The 19369-nt window shown below is 65.3% G+C and carries 19 protein-coding genes, 1 tRNA gene and 1 pseudogene; 18 read left to right on the top strand and 3 right to left on the bottom strand.

Annotated features, from left to right (window positions below):
• The first annotated feature begins 55 nt into the window (after nt 1-55).
• The 17 genes from aspS (at nt 56) to queE (ending at nt 16652) form a co-directional block, all read left to right on the top strand.
• Nucleotides 56-1822 carry an aspartate--tRNA ligase gene (gene aspS / locus ACCQ16_RS15335; protein WP_372380003.1) on the top strand — a complete coding sequence of 589 codons (1767 nt, stop codon included), beginning with the start codon at nt 56-58 and terminating at the stop codon, nt 1820-1822.
• 456 nt (nt 1823-2278) lie between these two features.
• Nucleotides 2279-2806: a GNAT family N-acetyltransferase gene (locus ACCQ16_RS15330; RefSeq protein WP_277572562.1), complete on the top strand. Its 528-nt coding sequence runs from the start codon at nt 2279-2281 to the stop codon at nt 2804-2806.
• Between the two features lie 95 nt (nt 2807-2901).
• Nucleotides 2902-3579 (top strand): alpha/beta hydrolase, encoded by a 678-nt coding sequence (locus ACCQ16_RS15325; protein WP_011348276.1) that lies wholly within the window; start codon nt 2902-2904, stop codon nt 3577-3579.
• Nucleotides 3580-3668: 89 nt separating this feature from the next.
• Nucleotides 3669-4397 carry a YebC/PmpR family DNA-binding transcriptional regulator gene (locus ACCQ16_RS15320; RefSeq protein ID WP_008578072.1) on the top strand — a complete coding sequence of 243 codons (729 nt, stop codon included), beginning with the start codon at nt 3669-3671 and terminating at the stop codon, nt 4395-4397.
• A gap of 113 nt (nt 4398-4510) precedes the next feature.
• Entirely contained in the window at nt 4511-5035 is a 525-nt protein-coding gene (gene ruvC / locus ACCQ16_RS15315; protein WP_057680643.1) for a crossover junction endodeoxyribonuclease RuvC, read from the top strand.
• 157 nt (nt 5036-5192) lie between these two features.
• Nucleotides 5193-5777, top strand: coding sequence for a Holliday junction branch migration protein RuvA (gene ruvA, locus ACCQ16_RS15310; protein ID WP_008578070.1), 585 nt, complete (start codon nt 5193-5195; stop codon nt 5775-5777).
• Between the two features lie 196 nt (nt 5778-5973).
• The gene (locus tag ACCQ16_RS15305) at nt 5974-7878 is read left to right on the top strand and encodes a potassium transporter Kup (protein WP_008578069.1); all 1905 of its coding nucleotides are present in this window, start codon (nt 5974-5976) and stop codon (nt 7876-7878) included.
• A 2-nt stretch (nt 7879-7880) separates the two neighbouring features.
• Nucleotides 7881-8999: an SMI1/KNR4 family protein gene (locus ACCQ16_RS15300; RefSeq protein WP_011348274.1), complete on the top strand. Its 1119-nt coding sequence runs from the start codon at nt 7881-7883 to the stop codon at nt 8997-8999.
• A gap of 39 nt (nt 9000-9038) precedes the next feature.
• Nucleotides 9039-10079, top strand: a complete 1041-nt coding sequence (gene ruvB / locus ACCQ16_RS15295) for a Holliday junction branch migration DNA helicase RuvB (protein WP_031423772.1) — start codon at nt 9039-9041, stop codon at nt 10077-10079.
• A gap of 52 nt (nt 10080-10131) precedes the next feature.
• Nucleotides 10132-10590 carry a tol-pal system-associated acyl-CoA thioesterase gene (ybgC, locus tag ACCQ16_RS15290; protein WP_008578064.1) on the top strand — a complete coding sequence of 153 codons (459 nt, stop codon included), beginning with the start codon at nt 10132-10134 and terminating at the stop codon, nt 10588-10590.
• 11 nt (nt 10591-10601) lie between these two features.
• Nucleotides 10602-11381, top strand: a complete 780-nt coding sequence (tolQ, locus tag ACCQ16_RS15285; protein ID WP_065628483.1) for a protein TolQ — start codon at nt 10602-10604, stop codon at nt 11379-11381.
• Between the two features lie 157 nt (nt 11382-11538).
• Complete coding sequence (tolR, locus tag ACCQ16_RS15280) at nt 11539-11988, top strand: protein TolR (RefSeq protein ID WP_005913652.1); 450 nt, start codon at nt 11539-11541, stop codon at nt 11986-11988.
• On the top strand, nt 11978-13018 hold the full coding sequence (gene tolA / locus ACCQ16_RS15275) for a cell envelope integrity protein TolA (protein ID WP_008578062.1): 1041 nt from the start codon (nt 11978-11980) through the stop codon (nt 13016-13018). Before tolR ends, tolA begins: the two co-directional genes overlap by 11 nt.
• A 188-nt stretch (nt 13019-13206) precedes the next feature.
• On the top strand, nt 13207-14526 hold the full coding sequence (gene tolB, locus ACCQ16_RS15270; protein ID WP_003482565.1) for a Tol-Pal system beta propeller repeat protein TolB: 1320 nt from the start codon (nt 13207-13209) through the stop codon (nt 14524-14526).
• A 57-nt stretch (nt 14527-14583) separates the two neighbouring features.
• Nucleotides 14584-15102: a peptidoglycan-associated lipoprotein Pal gene (gene pal / locus ACCQ16_RS15265; protein WP_003482562.1), complete on the top strand. Its 519-nt coding sequence runs from the start codon at nt 14584-14586 to the stop codon at nt 15100-15102.
• 6 nt (nt 15103-15108) lie between these two features.
• Complete coding sequence (gene ybgF, locus ACCQ16_RS15260) at nt 15109-15927, top strand: tol-pal system protein YbgF (RefSeq protein ID WP_007971751.1); 819 nt, start codon at nt 15109-15111, stop codon at nt 15925-15927.
• Between the two features lie 41 nt (nt 15928-15968).
• On the top strand, nt 15969-16652 hold the full coding sequence (gene queE / locus ACCQ16_RS15255; protein ID WP_008578060.1) for a 7-carboxy-7-deazaguanine synthase QueE: 684 nt from the start codon (nt 15969-15971) through the stop codon (nt 16650-16652).
• Nucleotides 16653-16901: 249 nt separating this feature from the next.
• Here queE and ACCQ16_RS15250 read toward each other — a convergent pair.
• Both ACCQ16_RS15250 and queC read right to left on the bottom strand, forming a co-directional pair.
• Nucleotides 16902-16977 (bottom strand) — tRNA-Lys (locus ACCQ16_RS15250).
• 48 nt (nt 16978-17025) lie between these two features.
• Entirely contained in the window at nt 17026-17700 is a 675-nt protein-coding gene (gene queC, locus ACCQ16_RS15245; RefSeq protein ID WP_008578058.1) for a 7-cyano-7-deazaguanine synthase QueC, read from the bottom strand.
• A 275-nt stretch (nt 17701-17975) separates the two neighbouring features.
• On the opposite strand from queC, the pseudogene ACCQ16_RS15240 reads away from it, so the two are divergent.
• Nucleotides 17976-18176, top strand: a pseudogene (locus tag ACCQ16_RS15240) (PAS domain-containing protein); the annotation flags it as partial.
• 34 nt (nt 18177-18210) lie between these two features.
• Here ACCQ16_RS15240 and ACCQ16_RS15235 read toward each other — a convergent pair.
• A protein-coding gene (locus ACCQ16_RS15235; protein WP_094030629.1) for an IS3 family transposase occupies nt 18211-19313 on the bottom strand; the annotation gives its coding sequence in 2 pieces (ribosomal slippage) (nt 18211-19055 and nt 19055-19313; 1104 coding nt in all).
• Nucleotides 19314-19369: the final 56 nt, after the last annotated feature.

Raw genomic sequence — 19369 nt, 5'->3', positions numbered from 1 at the left:
CAGAATATCCGGCTTTCCGGCGCTGTCCTGCGTCGGGTTTTCAGCGGAGCTTTCGATGCGTACCCACTTCTGCGGCCTGGTCGACGAGACCTTGATCGGCCAAACCGTCACTCTCGCCGGCTGGACCGACGTGGCCCGCAACCTGGGCGGGGTGTGCTTCATCGACCTGCGCGACCACGAAGGCATCGTGCAGGTGACGGTGGAGCCGGTGGCCGGCGACGACGCCAACGCAGAGCTGTTCAAGGTGGCCGCCAGCCTGGGCTACGAGGACGTGTTGCAGGTGGAAGGTGTGGTGCGCGCGCGTCATGCGGTCAACGACAAGCTGCGCAGCGGCAAGGTGGAAGTGATCGCCACGCGCATCAGCATCCTCAACAAGGCTGCGCCACTGCCGTTCCACGCGCACGAAAACCCGGGCGAAGAAACCCGCCTGAAGTACCGCTACCTGGACCTGCGCCGGCCGGAAATGCAGCGCATGCAGCGCACTCGCATCAAGCTGGTGCAGGCGCTGCGGCGGCATCTGGATGCGCGCGATTTCCAGGACATCGAAACCCCGATCCTGACCAAGGCCACCCCGGAAGGCGCGCGCGACTTCCTGGTGCCGGCGCGCATGCATCCGGGCGAGTTCTACGCCTTGCCGCAGAGCCCGCAGCTGTTCAAGCAGATCCTGATGGTGGCCGGCTTCGACCGTTACTACCAGATCGCGCGCTGCTTCCGCGACGAAGCGCTGCGTGCCGACCGCCAGCTGGAATTCACCCAGCTCGACATGGAATTCGCCTTCGTGCGCGAGCGCGACGTGCAGGATTTCGTCGAAGACATGATCCGCGCCATTTTCAAGGAAGTGGTGGATGTCGACCTAGCGGCGCAGTTCCCACGCATGACCTGGGCCGAGGCGATGCGCCGCTTTGGGTCGGACAAGCCGGACCTGCGTATCGCGCTGGAACTGGTCGACGTGGCCGAGCTGGTCAAGGCCAGCCAATTCCCGGTGTTCACCGCTGCCGCCGACGATGCCGATGGCCGCGTTGCCGCGCTGCGCATTCCCGGTGGCGCCAGCCTGTCGCGCAAGCAGATCGACGAATACGCAGCGCACGCCGCCAAATACGGCGCCAAGGGTCTGGCCTACATCAAGCTGTCGGAGACCGGCGAGGTCAGTTCGCCGATCGCCAAGTTCTTCAGCGAAGAATCCTTCGCCGCGCTGCTCAAGCATGTCGGCGCCGGCAATGGCGACATCGTGTTCTTCGGTGCCGGCGGCTACACCAAGGTGTCCGACTTCATGGGCGCGCTGCGCCTGAAGGCCGGCAAGGACTTCAACCTGGTCGCCGACGGCTGGGCGCCGCTGTGGGTCACCGACTTCCCGATGTTCGAATGGGACGAGGAGGCGCAGCGTTACGTCGCGTTGCATCACCCCTTCACCGCACCGGCGGTGGACGATATTGCCGACCTGCGCGCCAACGCCCGCACCGCGGTCTCGCGCGGTTACGACATGGTGCTCAACGGCAACGAAATCGGCGGCGGCTCGATCCGTATCCACCGCCCGGACATGCAGAGCGCCGTGTTCGAACTGCTCGGCATCGGCGCCGAAGAAGCGCGCGCCAAGTTCGGCTTCCTGCTGGACGCGTTGAACTACGGCGCGCCGCCGCATGGCGGCATTGCCTTCGGTATCGACCGCATCGCCGCGCTGATGGCCGGTACCGAGTCGATTCGCGACGTCATCCCGTTCCCCAAGACCACCGGCGCGCAGGATCTGATGACCGACGCCCCGTCGCCGATCGCTGCCGACCAGCTCGCCGAAGTGCACGTGCAGGTGCGCCCGAAGCAGGTCTGACCTGTCATCGAACACACGGCCACGCCCCTTGCGTGGCCGTGCTGTTCATGCGCAGCGGACAGCTGGCGCAAGGCGTTGCTGGCCGATCTGCGCTGCACGCAACGCGCGTATCGAACAGCTGCACGCGCAGCGCGGCGTGCGTAACTAACTGCCAAGCAATCGCGCACCGCGACTTTCCGTAACCCTGAGTGCTTGTCAGCAACTGCACCCAAGCTCTAGCAGGTGACACAGCGCGTTTTTTGCATGCCGCTCCGATACGCGCGGCAATTCCAACGTACGCGGCAACCAGGCCTCTGGGTGGTGAGACCACCAGCCGGGCAGACGCATCTGATGCCCGACCCGCAGGCGCTCGGCAATTCCCATTCCCCACTCCCGATTCCCCATTCCCCATTCCCCACTTGCAGCAACGCCGCAGCATGCGAGAAGCTGCCGCGTCGACTTGCCAGAGGGGCCCGCATGACCCGCATTCGCCGCGCCACGCCGGACGATGCCGAAGCGCTGTCGCTTCTGGCCGCGCAGACCTTTACCGAAACCTTCGGGCACCTGTATCCGGAAGAGGACCTGCGCGGTTTTCTGGAAGAGACCTATGCCGTGGGGCGCGCGCGCACCGTGCTGTCGCATCCGGATTACGCGATCTGGCTGCTGGAGATGGACAACCTGCTGGTCGGCCACGCGGCCGCCGGCCCCTGCGGGCTGCCGCACGATCAGGTGCGTCCCGGCGATGGGGAGCTGAAGCGGCTGTATCTGCTGAGGGACTATCAGAACAGCGGCTGGGGCAGCCGATTGTTCGAAACTGCGCTGCAATGGTTGGAGCGCGACGGCCCACGCACCTTGTGGATCGGCGTGTGGTCGGAGAATTTCGGCGCGCAACGCTTCTACGCCCGCTATGGTTTTGAAAAGGTGGGCGAATACGATTTTCCGGTGGGCAAGATCGTCGACCGCGAATACATCCTGCGGCGCAGCCCGGTGCTGGCAGCGGACTGATCGCACCCGTGCTGCCGCCCGTTGCGGTTGCGCGTTCGCTTGGCGTCAGCGCGCAACGCACGCGCAGTTGATGCCCTCTGCAGGTAACCATCTCAGTGTCCAGCGCATCCTCCATCGGCCCGGCGGCGCCGCGGCGCAGTCCGCGCGACGGTACGCGCGCCGCGACCGCCGACGTGCTGCTGGTGCACGGCATCTGGAACACCGCGCACTGGCTGCTGCCATTGGCGCGGCGGATGCGTGCCAACGGGCTGGCGCCTGCGCTGTTCGGTTACGCCAGCGTGCTCGGCGGCCCCGCGCATGCGGTGCCGCGTCTGATCGAGCGCCTGCGCGCCAGCCGCGCGCAGCTGGTGATCTGTCATAGCCTGGGTGGGCTGATGGCCCTGCAGGCATTGCAGGATGCCCCCGACCTGCCGGTGCGTCGCGTGGTCTGCCTGGGCTCGCCGTTGTGCGGCAGCGCCGCCGCGCGCGGGCTGGCGCAACGTGGCGGGCTATGGGCGCTGGGCCGCAGCGCCGCGATCTTGCAACAGGGCTTTGTGCGCTGGGACGGCCAGGCCGAGATCGGTCAGGTGGCCGGCAACGTGGCACGTGGGATCGGCCGCTGGCTCGCCCCGCTCGACGGCGGCTCGGACGGCACCGTGGCGCTGGCCGAAACCCGCCTGCCCGGGCTGCGCGATCATTGCGTGGTGCAGGCAAGCCACAGCGGCCTGTTGCGCTCGCCCGAGGCCGCCGCACAGGCGCTGGCCTTTCTGCGCACCGGCCGCTTCCAGCGGTGAACATGCGCAGGCGGATGTCGCTGCCCCGGTGAGGGCGGGCAATCAGGTAAAATCCGCGCCCTGTCATTGAAGCCAGTCTGGAACCACCCATGGGTAGAGGTCCCTCGATCGAAGGCCGCAAGAACGCCTCCGACGCCAAGCGCGGCAAGATGTTTACCAAGATCATCCGCGAGATCAGCGTGGCGGCCCGCGCCGGCGGCGGCGACCCGTCCAATAATCCGCGTCTGCGGACGGCCATGGACAAGGGCCTGTCGTCGAACATGTCCAAGGACGTGATGGAGCGCGCCATCAAGAAGTCCACCGGCGAGCTGGAAGGGGTGGAATACGAAGAAGTGCGCTACGAGGGCTACGCGCCCGGCGGCGTGGCGGTGATCGTGGACTGCCTGACCGACAACCGCGTGCGCACCGTGGCCGACGTGCGCCATGCCTTCAGCAAATGCGGCGGCAACATGGGCACCGAGGGCTCGGTGGCCTTCATGTTCAAGCGCCTGGGCGTGCTGAGCTTCGCTGCCGGCATCGATGAAGACACCCTCACCGATGCCGCCATTGAAGCCGGCGCCGACGATGTGGTGGTGTACCCGGAAGACGGCGCCATCGATGTGCTGACCGCCCCGGACGCCTTCGCCCAGGTCAGGGACGCCCTGGTCGCTGCCGGGCTGGAACCGGCGCACGCCGAAATCACCTTCCGCGCCGACAACGACATCGCCGTGGACGGCGAGACCGCCGTGCAGGTCCGCAAGCTGCTGGACATGCTCGAAGACCTGGACGACGTACAGGACGTGTATTCGAACGTCGATCAAGCGGCGCTTGGCGCGTAAATGAAGATGGGGATGGCGGGATTGGGCATTCGGGATTCGCAACAGCGAAGCGACCGCTGCATTGTGTGCGTTGCGCCAATCCCCAATCCCCAATCCCCAATCCCGGCTTCCAGATGACCCGCATCCTGGGCATCGATCCCGGTTCGCAGCGCACCGGCATCGGCATCATCGATATCGACGAGGGCGGTCGCAGCCGGCATGTGCACCACGCGCCGCTGATGCTGCTGGGGGAGGGTGATTTCTCCCAGCGGCTCAAGCGGCTGCTGCAGGGGCTGGGCGAGCTGATCGAGACCTACCGGCCGGATGAGGTGGCGATCGAAAGGGTGTTCATGGGCAAGAGCGCCGCCTCCGCCCTCAAGCTCGGCCACGCGCGCGGCGCGGCGATCTGCGCGGTGGTCATGCGCGACCTGCCGGTGCACGAGTACGCTGCCACCGAAGTCAAGCTGGCGCTGGTCGGCAAGGGCGGCGCGGACAAGGTGCAGGTCCAGCACATGGTCGGCATCATGCTCAACCTGAAAGGCAAGCTGCAGCCCGACGCCGCCGACGCATTGGCGGTCGCCATCACTCACGCCCACGTGCGCGCCACCGCGCAACGCCTGGGCGTCAATACCCAACAGGCCTGGAGCCGCAAGAAATGATAATCGGGATTCGGGATTTGGGATTGGGGATTCGCAACCGCGAGTCCGCGCGCGCTGTGCCGCTTCGTCGGGCTGGGACCGTTGTTGACGGCAGCGAGGGTTCTTGCCAATCCCCAATCTCGAATCCCCAATCCCGGCACCACAACGGCGGTGCCCAATGATCGGCCGTCTGCGCGGGATCCTGGCCTACAAGCAGCCGCCGTGGCTGGTGATCGACGTGGGTGGGGTGGGGTATGAGCTGGAGGCGCCGATGAGCACCTTCTACGATCTGCCCGATGTCGGTCGCGACGTGATCCTGTTCACCCATTACGCGCAGAAGGAAGACAGCGTCGCGCTGTACGGTTTCCTGCGCGAAGGCGAGCGGCGGTTGTTCCGCGATGTGCAGAAGGTCACCGGTATCGGCGCCAAGATTGCGCTGGCGGTGTTGTCCGGGGTCAGCGTGGACGAGTTCGCCCGCCTGATCACCAGTGGCGACATCACCGCGCTGACGCGCATTCCCGGCATCGGCAAGAAGACCGCCGAGCGCATGGTGGTGGAACTGCGCGACCGCGCGGCCGATTTCAGCAGCGGCGCCCCGATCACCGGCCAGTTGGGGCCCGACGCCGTTTCCGAAGCCACCGTGGCCTTGCAACAGCTGGGCTACAAGCCGGCCGAGGCCGCCCGCATGGCGCGCGACGCCGGTGCAGAAGGTGACGAGGTCGCCACGGTCATCCGCAAGGCACTGCAAGCCGCGCTGCGCTGAGCGCGGCCACGAACCATCGCCTGGCCGCAAAGCGGGCGCGGCCGGCACTCGGCATCGACAGGGGCGGCCCGTACACTGCGCATCCTTGCCCGCGGCCAGCCCGTACCTTGGGTGTCTGTGACGTCAGTGCAGGCACCTTCGACAGGTGCTGGCTCCCTCATCATCTTCACGCTGTCTGGCGAAAACTGCCCACCTCATGTCCCACACCCCCAAATCAGCCGGCTCCAGCCACGCGCCCGCCAACAGCCAGACCGCCCTGGTCATCGGCGCGATCGGCGTCGTCTTCGGCGATATCGGTACCAGCCCGCTGTATACGCTTAAGGAAGCGTTTTCGCCGCACTACGGGCTGACCCCGGACCACGACACCGTGCTGGGCATCCTGTCGCTGGTGTTCTGGGCGCTGATGCTGGTGGTCACGCTCAAGTACGTCACCGTGATCATGCGCGCCGACAACGACGGCGAGGGCGGCATCATGGCGCTGACCGCGTTGGCGCAACGCACCCTGCCGGGCGGTTCGCGCTCGATGTACGTGGTCGGCATCCTCGGCATCTTCGGTGCCTCGCTGTTCTTTGGCGACGGCGTCATCACCCCGGCGATTTCGGTGCTGTCGGCGGTGGAGGGCCTGGAGGTGGCTGCGCCCAGGCTGGAGCCGTTCGTGGTGCCGATCACCTTGGTGGTACTGGGCATGCTGTTCCTGGCGCAGCGCTTCGGTACCGAACGTGTCGGCAAGGCATTCGGGCCGATCACGCTGCTCTGGTTCTTCGCGTTGGGCGCGATCGGCGTCTACAACATGGCCCGCGCACCGGAAGTGCTGCATGCGCTGAATCCGTGGTGGGGCGTGCGCTTCTTTGCGCAACACAACTGGCATGCGGTGTTCGTGCTGGGCGCAGTGGTGCTGGCGGTGACCGGTGGCGAAGCGCTGTACGCGGACATGGGCCATTTCGGCGCCAAGGCGATCCGCCGCTCGTGGCAGTTCGTGGTCCTGCCGATGCTGACCTTGACCTACCTGGGGCAGGGCGCGCTGATGCTGCGCAATCCGGCCGCGGTCAGCAACCCGTTCTACGAGGCGGTGCCCGAGTGGGCGCTGTACCCCATGATCGTGCTCGCCACTGCAGCCACGGTGATCGCCTCGCAGGCGCTGATCACCGGCGCCTATTCGGTGGCCAGCCAGGCCATGCAGCTCGGCTACATCCCGCGCATGCACATTCGCCATACCTCGCACTCCACCATCGGCCAGATCTATGTGCCGGCGGTGAACTGGTGCCTGCTGGCGCTGGTGGCGGTGGCCGTGATCGGTTTCGGCGACTCGGCCTCGTTGGCCACCGCGTACGGCGTTTCGGTGACCGGCACCATGCTGATCACCACCGTGTTGATGATCATCTACGCGCGTGCCAACCCGCGCGTGCCGGCGCCGCTGCTGTGGTTGTTCGCGCTGGTGTTCCTGGCGGTGGACTGCGCGTTCTTCTACGCCAACATCATCAAGTTCCTGGACGGCGCCTGGTTCCCGTTGTTGCTGGGCCTGATCCTGTTCACCCTGATGCGTACCTGGCGCCGCGGCCGCAAGCTGCTGCACGACGAGATCCGCAAGGACGGTATCAAGCTGGACACCTTCCTGCCCGGGTTGATGCTGGCGCCGCCGGTGCGCGTGCCCGGCACGGCGGTGTTCCTGACCGCCGACCCGATGGTGGTGCCGCACGCGCTGATGCATAACCTCAAGCACAACAAGGTGCTGCACGAGCGCAACGTGTTCCTGACCGTGGAAACCCTGCAGGTGCCGTACGCGGCCGCCGGGAAACGGCTCAAGATCGACGCGATCGGCGACGAGTTCTACCGCGTGCATGTGCGCTTCGGTTTCATGGAGACCCCGGACGTGCCGCTGGCGCTGATGCGCTCCTGCGATCAGGGCGGGATCTATTTCGATCCGATGGACACCACCTATTTCGCCAGCCGCGAAACCATCGTGGCCAGCGCCAATCGCGGCATGCCGATCTGGCGCGACAAGCTGTTCGCCCTGATGCATCGCAATGCCGCCCCGGCCACCGGATTCTTCCGCATCCCCGGTAACCGCCTGGTGGAGTTGGGCGCGCAAGTGGAGATCTGAGCGTGGCCGCGCTCAAGTGGATGGTCTACGGGCGCTCACCGAGCCTGGACACCTTCTGGGATGACGCACTCAACCTCGGGCGCGTGCCGGCCACCGAGGCCGCGATCGCGGCGGCGCAAGCGCGGCTCGGTGTCCGCCTGCCGGCCTGGCTGCGTGAGTTGTACGCACGCTACGACGGCGGCGCGGTGCAGATGGCGCGTGGTCAGTCCCTGGAGGAGCCGGACAACTGGCTCAAGGCCGAATGGCTGTTCCCGCGCGCGCGCCTGCTCGGCAGTGCGGAGCTGTTTTCCTTTGCGCAAGTGCGTGCCCGCGAGGAGTACCGCGACGACGCGTTTGCCGGGCTTGCTGCCGGTGGCGATGATCGCCATCTGATCGTCATCGCGGCCGATGACCGTTCGCCGAGCCGGGCGCTGTGCCTGGACTACTCCGCATTCGGTGCCGAGCCCACACTGGTCTACGTCGATGCAGGCGACAAGCGCCGGTTGGCGGTGTTCGCCAACGTGGAGGACCTGCTGGCGCAGTTGGTCGATGTCCACTATTGGTCCCCCGCGTTGCAGGCCAAACACGACGCAGATGTGGTGCAGTGGCAGCCGCAGCCGCCGGCATTGACCACGTTCTGGAGCGGCGCCGATGGGCGGAACGACGGCGGAGCCGCAGCGGACGCCGATGCCTTCGCTGAGGCCGAAGCACGCCTGGGCGTGCGCCTGCCGGCATTGTTCAAGCGTCTCTACAGTGTCCAGGACGGGGGCGATACCGGCTGGTGCTGGGTGCCGCGTACCCGTTTTCCGTCCGATCACTACGTGGATTGGGAATGCGTGCTGGTTGATCGCGATCTATCGCCGCTGGCGCAGATCCGCAGCGTGCTGGATTTTGCCGACGCCTTCGAAGACCGGAGTGACTTCCGCGCTGCGGCCTGCCTGCACGCCGGCCTGGATCAGGTGCTGGTGCTGTCTTGCCATAACGTCGATAGCCTGCTGTGCCTGGACTACCGCGCGCGCGGCCCGCAATGCGAGCCGGAGGTCGTCTATTTCGAGAACTGGGAAGGGCTGGTGCCGACCTGGCGCGCCGCGCGCTTCGATGCCTTCTTCGCAGTGCTGCGCCAGGCCGAGCTTGATGTCTAGATGTTGGGCCATCCGCGCGCGGCATGAGAAGATGGCCGGATGACTGAGCAGCGCATCATCGCCAGCAGCTCCACCCGCGAAGACGACGCCGCCGATGCGAGCATTCGTCCCAAGCGCCTGGCCGATTATCTCGGTCAGCAGCCGGTGCGCGAGCAGATGGAGATCTACATCCAGGCGGCCAAGGCGCGTGGCGAGGCGATGGATCATGTGCTGATCTTCGGCCCGCCCGGGCTCGGCAAGACCACGCTGAGTCACGTCATCGCCAACGAGCTGGGCGTGAGCCTGCGCGTGACCTCTGGCCCGGTGATCGAAAAGGCCGGCGATCTGGCGGCGTTGCTCACCAACCTGCAGCCGCACGATGTGCTGTTCATCGACGAAATCCATCGTCTCTCGCCGGTGGTGGAAGAAGTGCTGTATCCGGCGATGGAAGATTTCCAGATCGACATCATGATCGGCGACGGCCCGGCCGCGCGCTCGATCAAGATCGACCTGCCGCCGTTCACCCTGATCGGTGCCACCACCCGTGCCGGCCTGCTCACCGCGCCCTTGCGCGACCGCTTCGGCATCGTGCAGCGGCTGGAATTCTATTCCCCGCAGGAATTGACCCGCATCGTGATTCGCTCGGCGGCCATTCTGGGCATCGACTGCACGCCCGAAGGCGCGGCGGAAATCGCACGCCGCGCGCGCGGCACCCCGCGTATCGCCAACCGGCTGCTGCGTCGCGTGCGCGACTACGCCCAGGTCAAGGCGGCCGGGCATATCGATCTGCCGGTGGCGCAGGCGGCCATGCAGATGCTGAAAGTGGATCCGGAAGGCTTTGACGAGCTCGACCGTCGCATGTTGCGCACCATCGTAGAACACTTCGATGGCGGCCCGGTCGGCGTGGAATCGCTGGCCGCCTCGCTGTCGGAGGAGCGCGGCACGCTGGAAGACGTCATCGAGCCGTACCTGATCCAGCAGGGCTTTCTGATCCGCACGGCGCGCGGCCGCATGGTCACGCCCAAGGCCTATCTGCATCTGGGCCTGAAGGTGCCGCGCGAGCGCACCCCGGGCATCGGCGAACCGGGAGACCTGTTTTGACGACGCTCTGCTGGTCGCCAACCTGGGTCGTCACGACCGAAATTCCGTGCCCATGACCATCGAATCCCCATTCTCCAATCCCCAATCCCTGCCGGTATTCAGTTGGCCGACACGCGTCTACTGGGAAGATACCGACGCCGGCGGGGTGGTCTACCACGCGCGCTACGTGGCCTTCATGGAACGCGCGCGCACGGAGTGGATGCGTGCGCTCGGCTACGGGCAGGAGCGTATGCGCCAGGAGCACGACCTGGTGTTTGCGGTCCGCGCGATGCAACTGGATTTCCTCAAGCCGGCCCGGCTCGACGACGCGCTGTCAGTGTCGGCGGTATTGCTGCGATGCAGACGGGCCAGCCTGCTGTTCGCGCAATCGGTCCGTCGCGAAGGCGAAGTGCTGCTGACCGCCGAGGTGCGTATTGCCGCGCTCGGTACCAGCGACTTCCGTCCGCGTGGCATGGACGATGCGCTGTATGACGTGTTGAAAGCTCTAGAAACCCCAGAATCCGATTACTGAGGAACGAACGGATGTCGATTGCATTGCTCCTGGCCCTGCAGGACACGGTAGTGGAAGCACTGCCGCAGGACGTCGCCGCTGCTGCGGCGCAGACCGCCAGCGTGGCGCACAACAGCAGCATCAACTATGTAGACCTGATCCTGCGCGCCAGTATCCCGGTCAAGATCATCGTGCTGCTGCTGCTGATCGGCTCGTTCATCAGCTGGGTGATCATTTTCCGCAAGGCGCGTGCGTTCAAGCTGGCCAATCGCGAGGCCGACGAGTTCGAGAACCGTTTCTGGTCCGGTGCGGACCTGGCCAAGCTGTACGCCTCGGCCACCGACCGCAACCGCACCGTGGGCGGTCTGGAATCGATGTTCGAAAGCGGCTTCCGCGAGTTCTCGCGTCTACGCGACCGCCGCCGTCTGGATGCGCGCTTGCAGCTGGAAGGCGCGCAGCGTGCCATGCGCACCGCGTTCACGCGCGAAGTCGACCAGCTCGAGCGCAACCTCGAACTGCTGGCCAACATCGGCTCCACTGCGCCGTACGTCGGCCTGGTCGGCACCGTGTTCGGCATCATGGTGACCATGCACGACATGGTCAGCAGCGGCGAGCAGGCCGGTATCGCCGCGGTGGCGCCGGGTATCTCCGAAGCGTTGTTCGCCACCGCCATCGGTCTGTTCGTGGCGATTCCGGCCGTGTGGGCCTACAACCGCTTCACCACCCGCGTGGAACGGCTGTCGGTGCGCTATGAGACCTTCGCCGACGAGTTCAGCTCCATCCTGCAGCGCCAGGCCGGCGCGGACGAGTGATGCGCGCTGCCGGCATGCCCCCGCATGGCGTGACGCGGGAAGTGTCCGGCAGGGCCAGTCGCGTCGGTGCGCAGTGCCACGTGCAGGTGTCCCTTTTCGGGGCACCGTGCAAGCGCACTGCCAGCCGGCGCCGAGGACTAATTAGGAACGTTTCGCGATGATCTCCGGTATTTCCCGTCGTAAGAAGCGCAAGCTCAAATCCGACATCAACGTCGTGCCGTATATCGACGTGATGCTGGTGCTGCTGATCATCTTCATGGTCACCGCACCGTTGCTGACCCTGAGTACCGACGTCAGCCTGCCCAGCTCGCGCGCCAAGGCGCTGGAAAGCAAGCAGGACCCGGTCGTGGTGGTGGTCGCTGCCGATGGCAAATTGGCGCTGCAGCTGCCCAAGGGCAAGCCGCAGGCGATGGACGTGGCTGCGCTGCAGGCACAGCTGGCTGCCATCGTGGCGCAGGACAAGGACGCACGTGTGGTGGTGGCCGGCGATCGCGCCGCGCCGTACCAGAAGATCATGGATGCCATCGACGTGCTCAAGCAGGCCAAGGTCGAGAAAGTGGGCCTGATTTCCGACTCCGGCGGCACCGCAGGCAGCGATGCACGCTGACGCACTCCCCACGCAGACGGCGCGCGATGACGGCTGGTTTCGACCGGTCGTCCTGGCATTGGTCGTGCACGTCCTGGTCGCGCTGGTGTTTATCGCCGGCTGGCTGTGGTCGCCCGAACGCTCGGTGGAGCCCGCGGCCGGCGACCCCAGCATGGAGGCCTCGCTGGACGTGTCGGCTGCCGAGGCGCGGGTTGCGCGCCAGGCATTGAAGGCCACGCCGGTCGAGACGCCGCCCCCGCCTGCGCCGTTGCCCGAACCCGCGCCGGAAGACAGCGTGCCACCGCCACAGCCGATCCCCGAGCCGCGCCCGCAGGATGCGCCTACGCCGCAGCAGGCGCAGGCACAGGAGCGCATAGCCCAGCCCGACAAGGTCGACCAGGAGCGCGTGGATGCACTGGCCATTTCCGCCGAAAAGGCCAAGCAGGAACAGGAAGCCAAGCGTCGCCAGGAGCAGATCGACCTGACCGAGCGGAAACGCCAGGAAGAGGCCGAGCAGAAATTGCGCCTTGCCAAGCAGCAGGAAGAGGCCGACGCCAAGAAGAAACAGGCGGCCGCACAGCAGGCGGCGGAAGAAGCCGAACGCCAGAAGAAGATCGCCGACATCCGTCGTCAGCGCGCGCAAGCCGATAAGGAGATGGCGCTGGCCGAACAGAAGTTGCGCCAGGTCGCCGCCGCACGTGCGCAGCAGGCCTCCGCGGCCGCGGCGACCAGCGCGCAGCCGACCGCAGGGCAGGGCGGTACCAGTACCGACCTGTCGGCCAAATACGCCGCGGCGATTCAGCAGAAAGTGTTGGCGCAGTGGGTGCGTCCGCCGTCGGTGCCGCCAGGCCAGAAATGCACCATCAACATCCGCCAGTTGCCGGGCGGCAGCGTGATGGAGGCCAAGGTGGCGCCGGGCTGCCCCTACGACGAGGCTGGCCAGCGTTCGATCGAAGCGGCCGTGTTGAGCGCCCAGCCATTGCCTTACCGCGGGTTCGAGTCGGTGTTCCAGCGCAACCTGACCTTTGTGTTCACTGCGCAGGATCAGTAATCGTTGTCGGGCTGCGGCGGCCACTGGCGCCGCAGCCTGGTGCCACCCCGCGTGATCGCCCATGGGGCTGTCCATGTCGTTACACCATCGCTCGCTCCGTTTTCACGTCAACTCATTCACGATTGCGAGTATGTTCACTCGTTGATTGCTATCCCTTGCACACTTTTCCTGCCCGATCCGAGCCGTCCATGAAAAAACCGCTGCGTTGGCTAGCCGCCTTGACCGCCCTGTTGTTGCCGCTGAGCGCACTCGCGCAGCAGCAAGGTCTCACCATCGATATCGTCGGCGGTAGCGCGTCTGCCACGCCGATCGCCGTCATTCCGATGCCGTATCAGGGCTCGGGCACCGCGCCGCAGACCGACGTGTCCGCCGTGGTCGGCGCCGACCTGGATCGTTCCGGGCAGTTCCGCACGTTGCCGGCCGCGCAGATCGTCGAAAAGCCGACCCGTGGCACCGAGGTGCAGTTCCAGACCTGGCGCACCCTCAAGCAGAACTACATCGTGGTCGGCCGCGTCATGGACGCCGGCGAAGGCGCATACCGGGTCGAATACGAGTTGTTCGACGTGGCCAAGGGCGAGCGCATGCTGGGCCTGGCGATGACGGCGCGTGCCAATGCAATGCGCGATGTTTCGCACCAGATGGCTGATGCCATATACGAGAAAATCACAGGCGTGCGCGGTGCCTTCTGGACCCGCATTGCCTATGTGACCGCCAGCGGCAAGGGCGGCGCCATGCGTTATGCGCTGATGGTGGCCGACTCGGACGGCTACAACCCGCAGACCATCGTGCGTTCGGCCGAGCCGCTGCTGTCGCCCAACTGGAGCCCGGACGGCAAGAAGCTGGCATATGTGAGCTTCGAGCGCGGCAACTCGTCGATCTACCTGCAGGACATCGCCACCGGTGCACGCGAACTGGTGTCCAGCTTCCGTGGCATCAACGGCGCGCCGTCGTTCTCGCCGGACGGACGTCGCCTGGCGCTGGCGCTGTCGCGCAGCGGTAACCCGGAAATTTACGTGATGGACCTGGGGAGCAAGCAGCTCACCCAGCTCACCAACCACTTCGGCATCGACACCGAGCCGACCTGGGCGCCGGATGGCGGCAGCATCTACTTCACCTCCGATCGCGGTGGTCGTCCGCAGATCTACCAGGTGGCAGCCAGCGGCGGCAGCGCCAACCGCGTGACCTTCCAGGGCAACTACAACGCCACCGCCAGCGTGTCGTTCGACGGCAAGAAGATTGCCGTGGCTCAGGGCAGCGGCAACACCTACCGCATCGCGATGATGGACCGCAGCCTGGGTTCGCCCAGCTGGAGCACGCTGTCGCCGGGGTCGCTGGACGAATCGCCGAGCTTTGCGCCTAACGCCAGTATGGTGTTGTACGCCGCACGCGAAGGCGGCCGTGGCGTGCTGTACGCGGTCTCCTCCGACGCTCGGGTCCGCCAGCGCCTGGTGCTGGCCGACGGCGATGTGAGAGAACCCGCATGGGGGCCTTACCGAACCGCGCATTAATGTTAATATTTCGCTGCGTTAAACCACTCATTGGCCCAGAGCCTCCATAGGTACCCCATGAACAAGTCCACCCGCGTCTTGCTTGTCTCCCTGCTGTCCGTTGCTGTGCTGGCTGGTTGCTCGAAGAAGGTGAAGGAAACTCCGCCTCCTGCGACCGATACCACCGCTGGTTCCTCGGTTCCCACCGGCCCGTCCACCTCTGGCCTGTACGGCCCGGGCGACCTGGATACCGATGCCTGCCTGCGTCAGCGCGTTGTTTACTTCGATCTGGATCAGGACTCCCTGAAGCCGGAATTCCAGGCCATCATGGCTTGCCACGCCAAGTACCTGCGTGACCGTCCTTCCTCGCGCATCACCCTGCAGGGCAATGCGGACGAGCGTGGTTCGCGTGAGTACAACATGGGTCTGGGCGAGCGTCGCGGCAATGCCGTGTCGTCCTCGCTGCAGGCTGCCGGCGGCTCGGCCAGCCAGCTGACCGTCGTCAGCTACGGCGAAGAGCGTCCGGTCTGCACCGAGTCGAACGAGTCCTGCTGGTCGCAGAACCGCCGCGTCGAAATCGTGTACACGGCTCAGTAAGAAGCGATGCGCTTTCGAGTGACATCCCTGTTCGTCGCGGCGGCCCTCGTGGTCGCCGCGCCGGCATACGCCCAGCGAGCCAGTCTCGCTGATCGTGTGGCCGTGCTCGAGCAGCAGCAGGCCAATAGTCAGGCCAACAACGATCTCCTCAATCAGCTGCAGCAGGCGCGTTCGGACCTGCAGGCATTGCGGTCGACCGTCGAACAGCTGCAGCACGACAATGAGCAACTCAAGCAGCAGTCCAAGGACCAATATCTGGACCTGGATGGACGCTTGAACCGGTTGGAAGGCGCAGGTGGCGCAACACCGCCATTGCCCCCAGCGACCGGCAGCGTGACCCCGGCCCCGGCACCTGCCGCGCGGCCCGCAGCGGCGGCAACTTCCGAGAAGCCGCCAACCGTCCATGGCGACCCAGGCACCCTGGCCGTCAGCAACGACGAACGTACGGCCTACAACGTGGCCTTCGATGCATTGAAGAACGGCAAGTACGACGATGCGTCGCAGCTGTTCCTGAGCTTTCTGGAGCTCTATCCCAACGGCGTGTATACCCCCAATGCCTTGTATTGGCTGGGCGAGAGCTATTACGCCACCCGTAATTTCCAGCTTGCCGAGGCGCAGTTCCGTGATCTCGTCAGCCGCTATCCCACGCATGACAAGGCCGCCGGCGGCTTGTTGAAGCTTGGCCTGTCGCAGTACGGCGAAGGCAAGAACAACGAGGCCCAGCAGACCTTGCAGCAGGTTGCTTCGCAGTACCCCGGCTCCGACGCGGCACGCGTTGCGCAGGAGCGCCTGCAGTCCATCCGTCTCGGCCAGCAACTGCGCTGAGCCTCGCGTTCGTGCCTGCCGGCACGGCGCATACTTTGCCCATGAATGCCGCCGCCGTCCCCAGCGAGATCGTCCAGTCGCCATTGCCGCGGTTGAAGATCACCGAAATCTTTTTGTCCCTGCAAGGCGAGGCCGAAGCGGCTGGCTGGCCCACGGTATTCGTCCGCCTGACCGGCTGCCCGTTGCGCTGCCTGTACTGCGACACCGCGTACGCGTTCCATGGCGGGCAGTGGCATGACATTGACGCAATCGTCGCCGAAGTCGCCAGTCATGGCGTGCGCCATGTCTGCGTGACCGGCGGCGAGCCGTTGGCGCAGAAGCGTTGCCTGGTTCTGCTGGAGAAGCTCTGCGACGCCGGTTACGACGTCTCGTTGGAGACCTCCGGTGCGCTGGACGTGTCTGCCGTTGATCCGCGCGTCTCGCGCGTGGTCGACATCAAGACGCCCGCATCCGGCGAGGAGGCACGCAATCGCTGGGAAAACCTGCCGCTGCTGACCGCGCGCGACCAGATCAAGTTCGTGATCTGCAGCCGCGCCGACTACGAATGGTCGCGCGAGATCGTCGCCGCGCATGCACTGGATCGCCGCTGCACGGTGTGGTTTTCGCCCAGCAAAAGCGAGGTGAGCCCACGGCAACTGGCTGACTGGATCGTGGCAGACCGCTTGCCGGTGCGCTTCCAGATGCAGCTGCACAAGCTGCTGTGGAACGACGAGCCTGGGCGGTGAGGATCAGGCGCGTAGCGCAGTGCATCAGGCGACTGCCTTGCGCTGGCAAAAAGTCCGGACGGTGTTTTGATTTGCTCAGGTAGCCGGCGATCCCGCAACGTGGCAAAGACCTGTAGCCGCTATGCGGTGATGCGTTAGCGTAACGGCGCACCGGTGTCCGCGCGCTCGTACGGGCGCGCGAATACTGCGCAATTGCCGAGCCGATGCCTTCTGCGGAGCGATGAAGTTCGCTGAAAGCCTTGCTGGAGATGGTGGGCCGTGATGGATTCGAACCATCGACCAAAAGATTAAAAGTCTTCTGCTCTACCGACTGAGCTAACGGCCCACTGACCCCGACATTGCGTCGGGGTGCGCATTCTACCCTACGCGGGCGTCAAGACAAAATGGCGTAGTGCGTGGGGTCGGGAACGCCGGCATCGGCGAAGCCGGCCGCGCGCAGGCGGCAGGCGTCGCAGTGGCCGCAGGCGCGTCCATCGGCATCGGCGCGGTAGCAGGAGACGGTGAGGCCGAAGTCCACACCCAGGCGCACGCCTTCACGGACGATGTCGGCCTTGCTGAGGAACTGCAGCGGTGCGTGCACGCGCAGCCCTGCACCTTCCACGCCTGCCTTGGTGGCCAAGTTGGCCAGCACCTCGAAAGCGCGCACGAACTCGGGACGGCAATCGGGGTAGCCGGAGTAGTCCACCGCATTGACGCCACAGAACAGGTCGTTGGCGCCGACGACCTCGGCCCAACCGAGCGCCAGCGACAGCATGATGGTGTTGCGCGCGGGCACGTAGGTGACGGGGATGCCGTCGCCGCCAGCGTCGGGGACGTCGATGTCGTCGGTCAATGCCGAGCCGCCGATGCTGCGCAGGTCCACGTCGACCACCTTGTGCGCAACGACGCCCTGCGCGGCAGCGACGCGCGCTGCGGCGTCCAGTTCGGACGTATGGCGTTGGCCATAGCGCACGCTCAGCGCGTAGACGGCAAAGCCCTGCTCCTGCGCGAGTGCGATGACGGCGGCGGAATCCATGCCACCGGACAACAGAACAACGGCTTTTTTCATGGCGAATCGGCGATCACTGCGGAATAAGCCCGAAGGCTATCAGGGACGATGGCGCAGGGCGACCGGGAACCGGTCTTCGATCGGCTTCGGTTGGCGCGGGATTGGCCGGTGCAGGCACGAAACAGTGGAATGCGCTTGCGGCGTTGGTCGATTGCAACCGCTTTGTCTGGCGACGGCGCGCGTTTTTGTTGAGCTGGATTTGACGTCAAATACGCATGATCAGGCGTTCACGTAAGTCCATTTATCGTTCGCTTCAATTTTGGAACCATGACGCAATGGCCGAGCATCAGGAAGACGCAGCGAAATCGCGCATTTACGAGGCCCTGCTACAGGCAACACCGGATCTTTTGTATGTGTTCGATATCCAGCATCGCTTCGTCTACGCCAATCAGGCGTTGTTGACGATGTGGGGCATGCGCTGGGAAGACGCCTGCGGCAAAACCTGCCTGGAACTGGGCTACGAGCCCTGGCATGCGGTCGACGTCCCCCCGCTCTGAGTAGCGGCCGGGTTTAGAGTCCGGGGTTGATGATATCGGTGTTGGCCAGCTGTTGGGCATACGCAGATGGCGTCATGCCGCCAATGGCCTTCTTGGGTCGCTCCTCGTTGTATTCGCGTCGCCAGCGTTCGATCTCGGTACGCGCATGCAGCAGGGTTGGGAACCAGTGCTCGTTGAGGCATTCGTCGCGCAGCCGGCCATTGAACGATTCGACGTAGGCGTTCTGGTTTGGCTTGCCAGGCTGGATCAGCCGTAACTGCACGCCACGCGCATGTGCCCAGGCCACCATCGCTTTGCCGCAAAACTCCTTGCCGTTATCTGTGCGGATCACCTGTGGCAAGCCGCGACTGTGCGCCAGCCGATCCAGCACGCGTGTCACGCCATGGCCCGAGATTGCGCGCTCCACCTCGATGGCGATCGCTTCGTGGGTTGCATCGTCCACGATCACCAGACACTTGATCACTCGGCCTTCGGCGCTGCGGTCGAACACGAAATCCATCGACCACACCTGATTGGCCTGCGATGGCCGCAGCAGCGGCTGACGCTCTCCTATCAGCACCTTTTTGCGCTTGCGGCGCCGGACCTGCAGCTGCTGCTCGCGGTACAACCGCTCCACACGCTTGTAGTTCACGATGCGTCCTTCCTGTCGTAATTTGAGATAGATCATCCCCACACCATAACGGCGATGGCGATGCGCCAACGCACAGATGCGTTCGCGCAGTTCGACGTTGCGATCTTCGCGCGGGCAATATCGCAGCGCACTGGCGCTCATGCCGATCACTGCCAACGCACGACGCTCGCTGGCACCACGCCCGATCCACTCGCGCACCAGCATGCGACGCGCCGGTGCGCTCACCACTTTTTTCGCAGTGCATCCTTGATCAGGTCGTTCTCGAACAGCTGCTCGGCCAGCAACTTCTTCAGCCGCGCGTTCTCGGACTCAAGGTCCTTGAGCCGCTTGGCATCGGGCACGCTCATCCCGCCGAACTTGCTGCGCCACAGATAATAGGAAGCCTCGCTGAAGCCATGCCGCCGGCACAGGTCCTTGATCGCCACACCGGCATCAGCTTCGCGCAGGAAGCCGATGATCTGTTCTTCAGAAAAACGCTTCTTCACGTCCAATCTCCTCGAGTTAGGGAATTGGACTCCAAACTGAGGTGCTACTCAAAATC

This window comes from Xanthomonas sp. NCPPB 1062 (genome assembly GCF_041481705.2).
In the GTDB taxonomy this organism is placed as follows: Bacteria; Pseudomonadota; Gammaproteobacteria; order Xanthomonadales; family Xanthomonadaceae; genus Xanthomonas; species Xanthomonas euvesicatoria.
Note: the sequence above shows the minus strand (reverse complement) of the source record. Positions and strands in the feature narration are given on the sequence as shown.

Coding starts and splice junctions, on each gene's coding strand:
- aspS (WP_372380003.1), top strand. CDS start 56: ATGCGTACCCACTTCTGCGGCCTGGTCGACGAGACCTTGATCGGCCAA.
- ACCQ16_RS15330 (WP_277572562.1), top strand. CDS start 2,279: ATGACCCGCATTCGCCGCGCCACGCCGGACGATGCCGAAGCGCTGTCG.
- ACCQ16_RS15320 (WP_008578072.1), top strand. CDS start 3,669: ATGGGTAGAGGTCCCTCGATCGAAGGCCGCAAGAACGCCTCCGACGCC.
- ruvC (WP_057680643.1), top strand. CDS start 4,511: ATGACCCGCATCCTGGGCATCGATCCCGGTTCGCAGCGCACCGGCATC.
- ruvA (WP_008578070.1), top strand. CDS start 5,193: ATGATCGGCCGTCTGCGCGGGATCCTGGCCTACAAGCAGCCGCCGTGG.
- ACCQ16_RS15305 (WP_008578069.1), top strand. CDS start 5,974: ATGTCCCACACCCCCAAATCAGCCGGCTCCAGCCACGCGCCCGCCAAC.
- ruvB (WP_031423772.1), top strand. CDS start 9,039: ATGACTGAGCAGCGCATCATCGCCAGCAGCTCCACCCGCGAAGACGAC.
- ybgC (WP_008578064.1), top strand. CDS start 10,132: ATGACCATCGAATCCCCATTCTCCAATCCCCAATCCCTGCCGGTATTC.
- tolQ (WP_065628483.1), top strand. CDS start 10,602: ATGTCGATTGCATTGCTCCTGGCCCTGCAGGACACGGTAGTGGAAGCA.
- tolR (WP_005913652.1), top strand. CDS start 11,539: ATGATCTCCGGTATTTCCCGTCGTAAGAAGCGCAAGCTCAAATCCGAC.
- tolA (WP_008578062.1), top strand. CDS start 11,978: ATGCACGCTGACGCACTCCCCACGCAGACGGCGCGCGATGACGGCTGG.
- tolB (WP_003482565.1), top strand. CDS start 13,207: ATGAAAAAACCGCTGCGTTGGCTAGCCGCCTTGACCGCCCTGTTGTTG.
- pal (WP_003482562.1), top strand. CDS start 14,584: ATGAACAAGTCCACCCGCGTCTTGCTTGTCTCCCTGCTGTCCGTTGCT.
- ybgF (WP_007971751.1), top strand. CDS start 15,109: ATGCGCTTTCGAGTGACATCCCTGTTCGTCGCGGCGGCCCTCGTGGTC.
- queE (WP_008578060.1), top strand. CDS start 15,969: ATGAATGCCGCCGCCGTCCCCAGCGAGATCGTCCAGTCGCCATTGCCG.
- queC (WP_008578058.1), bottom strand. CDS start 17,700: ATGAAAAAAGCCGTTGTTCTGTTGTCCGGTGGCATGGATTCCGCCGCC.